This is a genomic window from Anabaena cylindrica UHCC 0172, assembly GCF_034931625.1.
Lineage (GTDB): Bacteria > Cyanobacteriota > Cyanobacteriia > Cyanobacteriales > Nostocaceae > Anabaena > Anabaena cylindrica_A.
In genome coordinates this window covers 1-12044 of sequence record NZ_JAYGGY010000018.1, presented here as the reverse complement: position 1 = coordinate 12044, position 12044 = coordinate 1, and the positions used below count along the sequence as shown (strand labels likewise).

The window sequence follows — 12044 nt, the reverse complement described above, 5'->3', positions numbered from 1 at the left end:
CACCAATTACCAATTACCAATTACCAATTACCAATTACCAATTACCAATTACCTAATTTTGAATTGGGGACGCAGCGACAATGCTATATTTAGCCCAAGTACGTAAAAATGATTTTTTAGACCAGTATCAATTACGCCTGTTAGCACGTCAGGAAGCTGAACATTTATGGTCAATTATTTCTGAAGAGGCATTTATTCTCTTGGGAAAAGGAAACACCATGAACGAAAAAGTGCTTGTGTTAGTTGAGCTTTCCTCTACAGGTGATATAGAAGTTATTGAAGATGCTACTTGTTGGATAGTCTATCTAGTGCAAACTTATCTCAAAACTGGTATTACCCCAGAATTTTTACAAAAAGAAGCGGAACAAGCGGAAAATTGGCGACAGGCATTAACTTTGCAAAACCAAGATTTAGCGCGTCGTTCCTTAGAATTAGAAGCTCGTCGTGAACAAATTCAATCTCTAGAAGAAAACATTAATCGAGAGAAAACTGAGCCATAAGCTCAACTCAATTGGGAGTAATCTGGCTTTTAGATATAATGAGGTGAGGTAGATATCTAATAACACAAATGTTCCGAGAATAAACCTAGAACTAGCAATTTGGGTTAATACAGCTATATTTAGAATATAGCCCTTTCTTTCAAACCCCAACCAATAGCCTCAAGTACTGAACAGATATGCAAATCACCCTTAGTTCACAGCAGAGCCAAATTCTTGAATCCCTCTCGCAGCAGGGTGGGTATGCTTCTCTAGAAGATGCAATTGATACAGCTCTTGTTCTACTTGCTGATGAGATCACACAGCAAGATTCAGACGAAACCCCAGAATATCTCGCTTGGGTTGAACAAACACGACTAAAGATCGAAGAAGGTGTACAGGCAGCAGAGCGAGGTGATGTTTTAGACGCAGATGTTGTACTAGCTCGATTACGCAGTAAGGTGGAAGCAGCCAGATCTGCCTTAGCATGAATGAGGTATCTACGGATTACAGCTACCGCCAGCCGAGACTTGGAAGCAATTTCTGATTATTTTCTGGAGAGGAGTGTGGATGCTGGTGATCGCTTCGTACAAACATTCAACCAAAAGTGCCAACACCTTGCACGTTTTCCATATATTGGTAAGTCTTACGCTCGACTACGACCTGGTTTACGAGGACTTTTGATGATGGATTACATCGTCTTTTATCAAGTTCTTGAGGATAATGTCGAAATTCTGCGTGTTGTCAGTGGATATCGTGATTTGCAGGGTGTTTTTCCTAATAACTGAGTGTGATCACGTCCACTCTAGAGTATGCGTGTAAGAATGAGAAAAACTGATTTTTTATTCATAATTTTGAATACTGAATTGGTGTTCTAGGAGATGGGAGAAACTTTGATGAATCCCTAACCCCCAATCTCCATTACCAATCTCCTATTTTATTCTGCTGCTAACAATTGCCGAATTAACTTTGTTAAAGCTTTTTGTGTAAAACGACTAGCAATTTGTTGACCTAAATGATGCACTCTGGGGTTAACAAGTACTTGTGCTAATTGAGGAGCAATTTGGGCAACATCAAAACCTTTTGTTTCTCTGAGAATACCTAAAATTCGTTTGATATGCTCTAAGTTTTGTTGTTGTTCGACTGTTGCACCAGGAGTTTCATTAACTGATGTTAATCCTACTCTTTCTCGTAGTAGGTAAGTAAAGTTATGCAAGACATTTTTACTGACAGCATCAATTCCGTTGACAAACTCATCTACTAATCTGTCACGAATAAATTCACCTCGTTCGGAAGACAGAAATTCTACTCCCTGATTGAGTACTAAGCTCAAGTCATAATCTTGACTATTCCGGGCATTTTTTAAGAGGTTTTCTAAGCGGTTCCAACGGAATTTACCATCTTTAAAGAGTAAATCTTTCAATGATGTTCTTAATTCATCTGCTGGGTCAGTTAATAGGCGTTTAGAAACATAAGGATAAGCTTCACTAAGAACTTTAAAATCTGGATCTACATAAATAGCAATACCTTCCAATGTCACCAACGAACGAATAATTAAAGCGTAGTAAGCAGGTACGCGGAAGGGATATTCATACATTAAAGCTGATAAATCGTCGGTGATGCTTTTAATGTTAAGTTCGGCTACACTTGCGCCTTGAGCATTAGCAAATACTCTAGAAAAGGCGGGAATAATTGGTGTTAAATCGGTTTCTGGGGTGAGAAATTCTAATTTAACGTAGTCTTGTGCTAATAAGTCAAAGTCCCGATTAACGACGTGAACGATCGCTTCAATTAAACCGTAACGTTGTGGTGGCTTAATCTCACTCATCATCCCGAAGTCAAGATAAGCCAATTTACCATCAAAAGTGGCTAACAAGTTACCAGGGTGGGGGTCAGCATGGAAAAACCCATGTTCTAGTAATTGACGCAGGGAACACTGGACACCGACTTCAATTAAATAACGAGCATTTATACCCAGATCCTGAAGTTCTTGTGCTTGGGTTAATTTAATGCCGTTGATCCACTCCATCGTCAATACACGACGGTTGGTGTATTCCCAATAGATTTTTGGTACATATACATCTTGCATATGACCGTATAATTCAAAGAAACGTTCAGCATTTTCGCCTTCGTGGATGTAGTCCATTTCTTCAAAAATGCGATCGCCCAATTCATCCAAAATCCCAACTAAATCACTCCGTACTCGTTTGACTTTTCTTTGTACAAACCCAGCCAAGTAGCGCAAAATATACAAGTCAATGGTGATTCTTTCTCGCAAATCGGGACGCTGGACTTTAATTGCTACTTCTTCCCCAGTTTTGAGCTTACCTTTGTAAACCTGTCCCAAAGAAGCCGCCGCAATTGGTTCGGCTGAAATTTCTGCGTAAATCTCCTCTGGAGTTGCTCCTAATTCTTCTTCAATAAACTGGTAAGCTAATTCATTCGGAAAAGGCGGTAACTGGTCTTGTAACTTAGTTAATTCTTCCAAGTATACCGGAGGAACTAAATCCGGTCTGGTAGACAAAGCCTGGCCAATCTTAATGTAAGCAGGCCCTAATTTCGTCAGCAACTCTCGTAATTGAACCGCTCGACGGAGATCATTTTTGACGACAATTCCCCGTTTTTTATCCAACCACATTCCCAAAACATAGGACAAAGTTGGTCGTAAAACCGCCAAAATCCGCCGCAAAACTTGCAGAGGTTTCTTTGCGTAATGTGCGCCGATTTCTTCAGGATCGTAATCCAGTCTCTCCGATTCAGCTTTAACTACCACTAACGGTTTCTGTAATGCTGATTCTGGTGAATGGACAGCCTTGGCTGTTGTCCCATTTTCTGGTACCACTTCGATCACGGACAATTCGCCTACGTGACTGTCCTTCGGAGTTGATTGGGAACTGGGGGGAAATGTCTTAACCATCATGAAGAAAGCCACCGGTTTGATGAACGCTGTTAAGTATTGTAACAATACGTTGTCATTTTAGCATCTGTCCAAAATATAGAAATTTGGGCATTACCGAATCATGAGATGATTTCGTGTAATTTGGCACGAAGTTTTAGATGGTTTCAACTTCTAAATTCGTCCCGCACTTATGCAACGCCCAAAATTGAATCAATGAAACAAGGTATGGTTAGTTACCTGGAAAGGGCTAGTTTGTGGAGAAAATAACTCAAAATTCATGGATTTAAACATCAAAATTGATTCTTTCTCCTGACTCCTGACTAGCAACTCACGGTGTACAGTCAGGATTACCGCTAGGAGTAGCATCTGGATAGAAAGTGCGAATACCACCACTTCTTCTCACAAATACTGATTTAAAGGTTTCACCATCATCTGTGATAGTCCAATGACAAGCCGTGTTAGTACCGGTGGTATTAGGATTCTGCTTGTAAGCCTTCGCACCCATTTTCAAAATGTCTTCGGCATTGAGGGTGTAACCATAGCCTTTAATATTAGACTGAGAAATCCCAGAACCTACCTTAACGATCGCACCTATTGTGTAAATAGCACCAGGATCAACCTCTTCATTGGATGAGTTATTGGCTTTTCTACCAGCTAAACCATCATTTTGTAGTTGCACGTAGCGACCAACAAAATGTAGTCCGCCAATAGCACCACCCGATACAGGTTCACCACAGAATACATGATCAAACCCAGCAACATTAAACCAAACATCAGTTAAATCGCTTAAAAACTGTGAATCTGTGGTACGTCCAGCTACCAAAAATCCGCCCACGTAAGACTTAACACTAGCTAACACAGTGGGATTATTGTTCATCAATGTTTGGAAGCTAGAACGACTAACTGCCGTGCCTGGTGCGCCACAAAGGGTATTAACTGCGTTATCAAAACTGTTGAGAGTTGGGGCTACGGGTGTCACATCGGCAGGGCTACCATAAGCTAGTCCAGATATAGGGTTGTTGGTATTATCAAAAAATGGGACTGAACCTGAAGGTAAAGTAGGAGTACCACCAGAAGAACCATAATCGGTGATGGAGATATCATCAATATTGATTCTGTTGCTAGTACCACCGCTGGTTTTTTTGACTTGACAGCGGACTGTTCCAGAAATATTAGGTGTGAATGTGGCTGTAGACAGTGTGGATGAACTGGTAGTAACTGTTGAACCAACTTGTGTCCAGGAACTACCACCATTAGTTGAACATTGTAACTGCCAAGTGCTACTGGCATCCGTTCCATATACGGCGTGTTTAACAGTAACTATACCAGCACCCGTAGTCCGATCAAACTTCATTGCGATCGCACCACTACTGCGAACTCTGGAAGATTGAGCGCCACTTTTTCTGTCTTTTGCATCGCTACCATTGGCAATTAAGGCATCATTTAATGTCCAAACTCCTGTGCTGAGAGTGACATCACCTACAGCATAAGCTCCTTTACTGCCGGTTTCAAATCCTTCCGTAATTGTTGCTGCGCTGGACTTCAAGGTAAAAATGGCAAGTAAAAAAACTGCTCCACCTACTATTTTCAAAGAAGAGGTCAATTTAGATTTAGTTGATATATGCAACATAATGATCCAATTTTCTCAATGGTATTCTTTCAAGATGTCAAGAAATTGATTTCCTTCAGCCATTGTTTTTACTATATTGTTTGAGATAAAGTCAATATTTTCACCATTTTCTTAAGTTAGTTTATAGGCTTAAACTTTCCTTATCTTCCTTAAACTTTTCTTATCCTCAATAGTTAATGTTACTTAAGTTAAAAAATACTATAAAATCTGCTTAGTGAAGCTATAAAAAAGATGATTTAATGTAGAACTAATATCAAAAATCAAGTAAAAGAAACTAAAGGAACAACTATTGCGTTAGCTGCAATTGGTGGACTATATCAGTATTTTTTGACTGTAGCCAAGCATTTTGGTTTGAACGAACAAGACTTTAAAATTACAGGCTTCTTGGCTTTCCATGAAAAAAATAAACCATCATTTTATTCAAAAATAAGTCGATTATATAGCGTTTACACAAACAAAAAACAGGACTTACTGTTTGCATAAGTCCTGATAGTAAAATAAATCATTCTGTAAAATAGGCATCTTGCATTTTAGGAATCAAGACACCTACCCTACATAAATATTGCTAGAATGTGCGGTTTATCCGTCCCTATGGCTTTTGCAAAGGTGCAACTTTTGCTTCTACTTTGACACTTTTTACACCTTTGACTTCTTTAGTCAAGGTTTCCGCTTTTTTGAGTTCGTTTTGAGAAGCAGCTGTACCTTTGAGAATAATCTCACCTTCTTTATTCTCTACTTCCAACTTAGTGCTGGGTAAACCTTCCTTTAACTTTTTGCTAACTTCGGCTTTGAGGTCGCTTTGAGTAGTTCCAGGAGTAATTTGTGTGGTTGTGTTAGCTGGTGTAGCGGTAGCTTCTGTGATAGGTTGAGCAGTTTTGTCTGTAGTTTGTGTAGTTTGAGACGCAGGTTTTGCTGGTACTGTAGTAGCTTCATTAGTTGTACCAGGAGTTTCTGAACCAGTTTTAGGAGCTTCTTGGCAACCAAAAACACCAGCTACTAAAATGCCACTAACAATAAAGGTGATTAGCTTCTTCATGTTTATCTCCAAATCGAATTAAGTGAAGCGATGAACTGAATTTGTGTGTGATTCTGAGGAGCGAATCTTAAAAACAAATTAAACAAAAACATCAATGCTGGTTTAAGCACTTAGTTTGGTGAAAATTGAGGATTGGATAACTTCTCTGACTCAAATCCATAAGCCAGTTCTAACAAAAGTACCAATTCAATTTTCATGCTGGCTACAGACGGTAGTCCCTGGTATGTGGTATAAAGACTCTCTACTGAATCTCATTTAGAGTCCTAACAGCTTTCTTAAGGGTAAATGATGCTGTTCCACATTGATCACTCGATATTATCAGATTTGGAGAAGTTTGACGCAACCTAAATGATAATTTTAATAGGAGGCAGGAGAAAGATAAATATTCCCCCATTTCCAGTATCCAGTCCCCAATGACCTTTAAAATTGTAATTACAGGGGAAATTGCGCCTCAATTGTTCGGTTCTACGACTGTCGCTAGTGCAGGAAAGACTATAACCTCGTAAGTATATGGTGCAATGTCTACCTTAGCTGCTGTTAGACGATCTTGAATCAAGGGGTGAAAACCTGTGTACGAATGGATCTTGCCAAGTTTGAGAGAAGTTTTAGCCCAAAGCCAATCAAGTATGGCTGGGTGTTCATCTGCCAAAGCAGAGCAGCAATGGCGTATTAGCCTGGCAGCAACAGAACATCTACTACTCAATAATTTAGCAACAGGTTCGCCTGAAATCACCCAAGGTTTAGTTTTAACCGCACCAGCACCTTTATTTAGTCAGCCAAAGCTAACTCAAAGTTTACAGACGGTAACTTTTACAGCCAAACCCTTTAATCCGTTGGCACTGATGCCATTTCATGTTTCACCAGCGATAAGCGCAGAAAGTGATGAAAAAGAAAGGATGTCTGCTTTCCGAGACGCTGCGTTCATCACAACTAATGCCAATGCAGACGCAGAAACTATTTTACCTTTATTACCAGCCGATCCTCTAGGTTCAGAGCAGTTTTGCTTGGTGTTCACAGAAAAATTTAGATTAGTTCTGGTTTTATCAGCCGATAGAAGCGGTAAAAAAGAATTTTTATTTTCCTTTGAGCCAGAGGTAGTGCAGCAAGCTTGGCGATCGCTCGGAGCTAGGGTAATTTTGACTAATCCAGAATTATTCGCTGAGTTGGATATGTTAGTCGGAACCTATTCCCCTACCGCACCAAGTTACCATACTATAGTTCAATTTAGCCAGTTGTTGCTTCAGGAATTAGCAGAGCCAGAAGCGGATAAAGCAACACATACTCCCCCCATCTCTCCACGTTCCCACACTCCTGTTTCCCCATCACCAAAACCATCTTCCCGTTCTGATGTGGAATTACTACAAGCCTTTGCTCACGAAGTCCGCACCCCACTCACTACCATTCGCACTCTAACTCGTCTGTTACTAAAACGGCGAGATTTGCCTACTACTGTAACTAAACGCTTAGAAGTTATTGATCACGAATGTACTGAGCAAATTGACCGGATGGAGTTGCTGTTTAAAGCAGCCGAATTAGAAACTTGTACAGCCGCGAAATCTGCAAATACCCAACTAACACCGATGTCTTTGGATCAAGTATTACAGCAAAGTATACCTCGTTGGCAACAAGCAGCCCATCGACGGAATTTAACTTTAGATGTAGCTTTACCCCAACAACTACCAACGGTGGTTAGTAATCCCGCTATGCTAGATCGAGTACTCACGGGTTTAATGGAGAATTTTACCCGCAGTTTACCTCCTGGTAGTTCTATTCAGGTTCAGGTTATTCCCGCCGGTGATCAACTCAAATTGCAATTAACACCTCAATTGGATTGTCAAGATACAACGAGAATTACAACACTACCAATTCGTAAATCTCTAGGTCAATTATTAATGTTCCAACCGGAAACAGGAACAATTAGTTTAAACATTGCAGCCACAAAGCATCTTTTTCAAGCAATTGGTGGTAAGTTGATTGTGCGCCAAAGCCCTCACTATGGGGAAGTACTGACAATTTTCTTACCGTTGGAAGTTAGTAAAGAAAAAGTGGTATTTAAATAATTTGGTTTTGCTAATAACACATTCTAAATATCATCAATTTCTACCAGTTTCTGCCGCGATGTTAAACCAGACTTAATTCTAATAGAGGATTTGGGGACATCAAACTTTTTCGCTAAAAGCTTAATTAACTCCTCATTAGCTTTACCATCTACTGGTGGTGATTTTAAATGTACAGTTAAACTCCCATCTTCTTGTTCGGTAATTTTTTGTTGTTGAGAATTCGGTTTAACTTTGACCTTTTTTTGCATAACACCAAGTTAGGTAATGACTAAAATAAAAAAATAATTTAGTGGTGTTAAAATTCAGGTACTTAAATCTGCCTGATTATATCTGTGTAATGTTTTATGATTATTTCAGTAATTACCTATTGTAACTCACCCTATGACTACCGCACCCCTCAGTTGGCAAGAACTAGAAACCCTGACGAACTATCAAATAGATACTGTTAATGGTCTCACTAATGCTAAAGCCCGGTTACGCTTGTTTGGGCATCCCGAATCTGATGTGCGGGTAACGCTGTACCGTGATAACCATGCTTGGTGTCCTTACTGTCAAAAAGTTTGGTTATGGCTAGAGGAAAAACAAATTCCTTACCGCATCGAAAAAGTGACCATGTTCTGTTATGGAGAGAAAGAAAGTTGGTACAAACGTAAAGTACCATCAGGAATGCTCCCTGCGATCGCTCTAGATGGGCGAATTATTAAGGAAAGCGATGATATTTTGATCGCTTTGGAACAAGCTTTTGGTTCATTGAATCAAGGTATGGAAGACCGCACAGTGCTTCCTCTACGTCAATTAGAACGACTTTTATTTAGAGCCTGGTGTACTTGGTTATGCTACCCAGCAAGTTCCTCTCAACAAGAACAACGCAATCGAGAAAAATTTATTGAAGTGGTAGCTTTGGTTGAGGAGGCGCTGAGTCGCACTCCCAGTCCTTACTTTCTAGATAGCTTCGGCACTGTCGATGTCATCTTTACACCCTATGTCGAACGGATGAATGCAAGCCTTTACTACTACAAAGGCTATTCTCTGCGGGAGGAAAACCCTCATCTGAAAGCATGGTTTGCGGCCATGGAAAGCCGATCTACCTACTGCGGTACTCAGAGCGACTTTCATACCCACGCACATGATTTGCCGCCTCAGATGGGGGGCTGTTGGGAAAACGGCGAACCCCAAATGCTGATTAATAAAGCGCGGGTGGATAATGGTCCCTGGTTCGGGCTACCAGATGTTACTTATCCAGAACCCGAAAACTCTCGGATGGAAGCTTTGCAAAGAACTATCGAGCATCACACCAATATTATCCGAGTCAATCCCTTAGATGATCAGTTGTTTGATCAAGCCTTACGTTGTGCCTTAACACAGATGATGACAGGTAAAGACTGTGTACCTCCTCAGGGATCTGATGTCGCTTTACGATATTTGCGCGATCGCATTAATGTACCTAGAGATATGTCTATCTATGCAGCCAAGCGATTGAGGGAATCCCTAGAGAAGACCGCAGCCCTGGTAGGTGATGGACAGCCAGAACCCATTCCCACCAAGCATCGACGAGATCAAGACCCATCTAACTTTGTCAGAAAGTAGGATTTATGAACTTTGCGGTTAGACCACTCACAATACCGTTGGTGTAACCAAAAATTTCAATTTTTAGCATCCTCAAAGGTTAATTATGACGTTTCATTTTTGAGAGATAATAATATCAATTATCAACACCTATCGGAACCGTTTAAACCCTACATCCGAAATGATGGATAATTGTACTATTTTACAGAATGCCAGGAACGAGACTTGAACTCGTGACACGAAAATTTTCTCCCCTCTGTTTTAATGACTGTAATGACTGATAGTTAAGGATAGTCATTCATCTTCATAGTCAAATCATAGTCAATCTTTTGGTGGTTCTAGTTCTATAGGTAATTCTGGTGGGAAAGGAAGAGTAGCACCATCATAGAAAACAGCAGCTTTATCTTCACTTCTAGTCGCATTAACAGCTTGTCTGGCTTCCTCCCACGATGGGAACGATAGAAACTCCCATTCACCAGTATTATCATTAGCAACGGCTATAGTGGTTTCCTGTTGTCTCCAATCGTTATCTGACATATATTACATCGTGGCAAGTAGCAGATTAAGTATAGATCATAGTTATCTGAAAACCTATCCAACAAATTTATTAAGCTTTAGCCAATAACCATATCAGTTAACTAATCATGTCATATTCGGCTGTAACAGCTATGTTTTAAGTTTTAGGTACAAATTGCCATACAATGTCATATTCATATCTGCTGTTGTAGAGGCATATAGAAACAGTAGATATGGAATTACGTTTAATAAAGTCAATACAAAGCTTATTTATATGGCAACAGTGGTATTGAGATAGAAAAAGCAAATATTTATTAATCTCATCATTAGTAATAAAAACTATATGAAATATAAATAGTTTAAATGTTTTGTAATGCCTTATTTTGCATTAGTTAATGGGAACTATGTTTTCTATTATCTGAGTACACCCATATAACTTTTGAACATAGTAAATATATCATCAGTACCGCATTGTATTAACTACAGTTAGAGAAATACGTTATTGGCATAAGTTAAACAAGATATTTTATGTATCATCCATCGTTACAATTTCTGATAATTTAGTAATCATGCAACCTCAAAAGATTGTCCTACTGCAATTAAGTCTTGCGTTTCTTGTTTTTCTAATTTAAGTTTAATAGTTTCAAATTTTCTGATGGTATCTACATGATAAAAACGTTCTCCACAATTTTCGCAAACTAAAGCATTAACTTGTAATGTTGCAGTGTTACCACCACCTTTGATAATTTCTGTGACTTTAATTTCTAATAAGTTGCCATTACAAACAACACATTTATCAATGGGAATCATAATTATTACCTCTTATATATTGTATGGTACCAGTTACCATGATCTAAACTGTTACTAGATAAGACTAAAACAGCCATATCTAGGTTAGGAATGAGGATTAAATAAAGTACAACTCTTGATGGATGTAATCTAACGTTGGCTTAGATTGTCGTTATCAAAAATTGTAAGTTAATAAATCCACGTTCCTTAGTAATTTAGTACGATTTAGATTCTCAGTCTTTTTTTCTAATGCGCCCATTAATCCATTTATTTGGATCAGGACAATAGACAGTAATTAGCACGGCTAACCCTGTATCTTTATTATATGCCCACACACTATGAATAGGATCACCTTTCTGATTGAGTCCATAAATCAAGCAACTAGGATAGGGGGTATCATTTGGATAATCTTCGATTATCTGTCCTTGAGTGGCAGAAAAATTAATTTCATCGATGAATAAGTGATCATTTGCTGCTTCTTCTTTTGCATGACGAGTCACCCAAACCTGATTTAAGTTAATCGCTGCAATAATATCTTCTTCTGTATTTTTAGCTGGTTTACTATATACCACAGTAGAGACTATTTCATTCTCTCTGTTTTGTAGATGTTGATTAGCATCTAACTTTTGTGGCATCAATAGTGGTAACGGTATTAGATTATGTTCTTCCTGTGTTAATTCGGTTGTTTCTAGGTCTTGATTATCGGAAAAAGCGTTATAATTATTGTTATTCATAGTTAGATTTTTACTTTTACTCAATTTGGTTTGTTTCGTATATTTGAACTGATTTGGAGATGCCATCACTTAATCAAGTGGTGGTATTTCTTTATCTTGCTTCTCAATACACTTCATCACTAACTGTCTGAGTAAAGCCGAAGTTGTACTTTTATTTTGTCTGGCGACATTTGATAAAAGGTCATAGTCCTTAATGGTTAATCTAGTTGGTACAACACGAGTTAGAGAGTTTTGTTTAATAGTTGTCATTGCTATCTTTATAGTTAAAGTTAACTTGATAAACCAGGGGAAACGCATCTAAATTATCTTGACAAAATGTAACTTATATGGATAGAGGA

13 protein-coding genes are annotated in these 12044 nt (G+C 38.9%); 5 read left to right on the top strand and 8 right to left on the bottom strand.

All coding sequences use genetic code 11. The features are described from left to right. The first annotated feature begins 80 nt into the window (after window positions 1-80). From VB713_RS07360 to VB713_RS07350, 3 genes are all read left to right on the top strand, one after another. Complete coding sequence (locus VB713_RS07360) at window positions 81-500, top strand: hypothetical protein (protein ID WP_323310915.1); 420 nt, start codon at window positions 81-83, stop codon at window positions 498-500. Window positions 501-676: 176 nt separating this feature from the next. Beyond that, window positions 677-967, top strand: a complete 291-nt coding sequence (locus tag VB713_RS07355; RefSeq protein WP_323310914.1) for a hypothetical protein — start codon at window positions 677-679, stop codon at window positions 965-967. After that, a complete protein-coding gene (locus VB713_RS07350) occupies window positions 968-1264 on the top strand; it encodes a type II toxin-antitoxin system RelE/ParE family toxin (protein WP_323310913.1) in 297 nt (98 codons plus the stop codon). A gap of 149 nt (window positions 1265-1413) precedes the next feature. Here VB713_RS07350 and VB713_RS07345 read toward each other — a convergent pair whose 3' ends face one another. From VB713_RS07345 to VB713_RS07335, 3 genes are all read right to left on the bottom strand, one after another. Further along, window positions 1414-3396, bottom strand: coding sequence for an AarF/ABC1/UbiB kinase family protein (locus VB713_RS07345; RefSeq protein WP_323310912.1), 1983 nt, complete (start codon window positions 3394-3396; stop codon window positions 1414-1416). A 307-nt stretch (window positions 3397-3703) separates the two neighbouring features. Then, window positions 3704-5005, bottom strand: a complete 1302-nt coding sequence (locus VB713_RS07340) for an EndoU domain-containing protein (RefSeq protein WP_323310911.1) — start codon at window positions 5003-5005, stop codon at window positions 3704-3706. A 589-nt stretch (window positions 5006-5594) separates the two neighbouring features. Continuing rightward, on the bottom strand, window positions 5595-6041 hold the full coding sequence (locus tag VB713_RS07335) for a BON domain-containing protein (RefSeq protein WP_323310910.1): 447 nt from the start codon (window positions 6039-6041) through the stop codon (window positions 5595-5597). Between the two features lie 569 nt (window positions 6042-6610). Here VB713_RS07335 and VB713_RS07330 point away from each other — a divergent pair. Further along, window positions 6611-8101 (top strand): HAMP domain-containing sensor histidine kinase, encoded by a 1491-nt coding sequence (locus VB713_RS07330; RefSeq protein ID WP_323310909.1) that lies wholly within the window; start codon window positions 6611-6613, stop codon window positions 8099-8101. A 23-nt stretch (window positions 8102-8124) separates the two neighbouring features. Here the strand turns inward: VB713_RS07330 and VB713_RS07325 are convergent, their stop codons facing one another. Then, a complete protein-coding gene (locus VB713_RS07325) occupies window positions 8125-8349 on the bottom strand; it encodes a DUF167 domain-containing protein (RefSeq protein ID WP_323310908.1) in 225 nt (74 codons plus the stop codon). Between the two features lie 133 nt (window positions 8350-8482). On the opposite strand from VB713_RS07325, the gene VB713_RS07320 reads away from it, so the two are divergent. After that, window positions 8483-9688 carry a glutathione S-transferase family protein gene (locus VB713_RS07320; RefSeq protein ID WP_323310907.1) on the top strand — a complete coding sequence of 402 codons (1206 nt, stop codon included), beginning with the start codon at window positions 8483-8485 and terminating at the stop codon, window positions 9686-9688. Between the two features lie 300 nt (window positions 9689-9988). Here VB713_RS07320 and VB713_RS07315 read toward each other — a convergent pair whose 3' ends face one another. The 4 genes from VB713_RS07315 to VB713_RS07300 form a co-directional block, all read right to left on the bottom strand. Beyond that, window positions 9989-10204 (bottom strand): hypothetical protein, encoded by a 216-nt coding sequence (locus VB713_RS07315; protein WP_323310906.1) that lies wholly within the window; start codon window positions 10202-10204, stop codon window positions 9989-9991. A gap of 546 nt (window positions 10205-10750) precedes the next feature. Beyond that, window positions 10751-10993 carry a YgiT-type zinc finger protein gene (locus VB713_RS07310; RefSeq protein WP_323310905.1) on the bottom strand — a complete coding sequence of 81 codons (243 nt, stop codon included), beginning with the start codon at window positions 10991-10993 and terminating at the stop codon, window positions 10751-10753. 212 nt (window positions 10994-11205) lie between these two features. Then, window positions 11206-11706: a DUF4258 domain-containing protein gene (locus VB713_RS07305; RefSeq protein ID WP_323310904.1), complete on the bottom strand. Its 501-nt coding sequence runs from the start codon at window positions 11704-11706 to the stop codon at window positions 11206-11208. A 69-nt stretch (window positions 11707-11775) separates the two neighbouring features. Next, a complete protein-coding gene (locus tag VB713_RS07300) occupies window positions 11776-11955 on the bottom strand; it encodes a hypothetical protein (protein ID WP_323310903.1) in 180 nt (59 codons plus the stop codon). Window positions 11956-12044 lie beyond the last annotated feature (89 nt).

Bases quoted from the DNA above. Each gene is read 5' to 3' on its own strand.
- VB713_RS07360 (WP_323310915.1), top strand. From the start codon at position 81: ATGCTATATTTAGCCCAAGTACGTAAAAATGATTTTTTAGACCAGTAT.
- VB713_RS07355 (WP_323310914.1), top strand. From the start codon at position 677: ATGCAAATCACCCTTAGTTCACAGCAGAGCCAAATTCTTGAATCCCTC.
- VB713_RS07350 (WP_323310913.1), top strand. From the start codon at position 968: ATGAGGTATCTACGGATTACAGCTACCGCCAGCCGAGACTTGGAAGCA.
- VB713_RS07345 (WP_323310912.1), bottom strand. From the start codon at position 3,396: ATGATGGTTAAGACATTTCCCCCCAGTTCCCAATCAACTCCGAAGGAC.
- VB713_RS07340 (WP_323310911.1), bottom strand. From the start codon at position 5,005: ATGTTGCATATATCAACTAAATCTAAATTGACCTCTTCTTTGAAAATA.
- VB713_RS07335 (WP_323310910.1), bottom strand. From the start codon at position 6,041: ATGAAGAAGCTAATCACCTTTATTGTTAGTGGCATTTTAGTAGCTGGT.
- VB713_RS07325 (WP_323310908.1), bottom strand. From the start codon at position 8,349: ATGCAAAAAAAGGTCAAAGTTAAACCGAATTCTCAACAACAAAAAATT.
- VB713_RS07320 (WP_323310907.1), top strand. From the start codon at position 8,483: ATGACTACCGCACCCCTCAGTTGGCAAGAACTAGAAACCCTGACGAAC.
- VB713_RS07315 (WP_323310906.1), bottom strand. From the start codon at position 10,204: ATGTCAGATAACGATTGGAGACAACAGGAAACCACTATAGCCGTTGCT.
- VB713_RS07310 (WP_323310905.1), bottom strand. From the start codon at position 10,993: ATGATTCCCATTGATAAATGTGTTGTTTGTAATGGCAACTTATTAGAA.
- VB713_RS07305 (WP_323310904.1), bottom strand. From the start codon at position 11,706: ATGAATAACAATAATTATAACGCTTTTTCCGATAATCAAGACCTAGAA.
- VB713_RS07300 (WP_323310903.1), bottom strand. From the start codon at position 11,955: ATGACAACTATTAAACAAAACTCTCTAACTCGTGTTGTACCAACTAGA.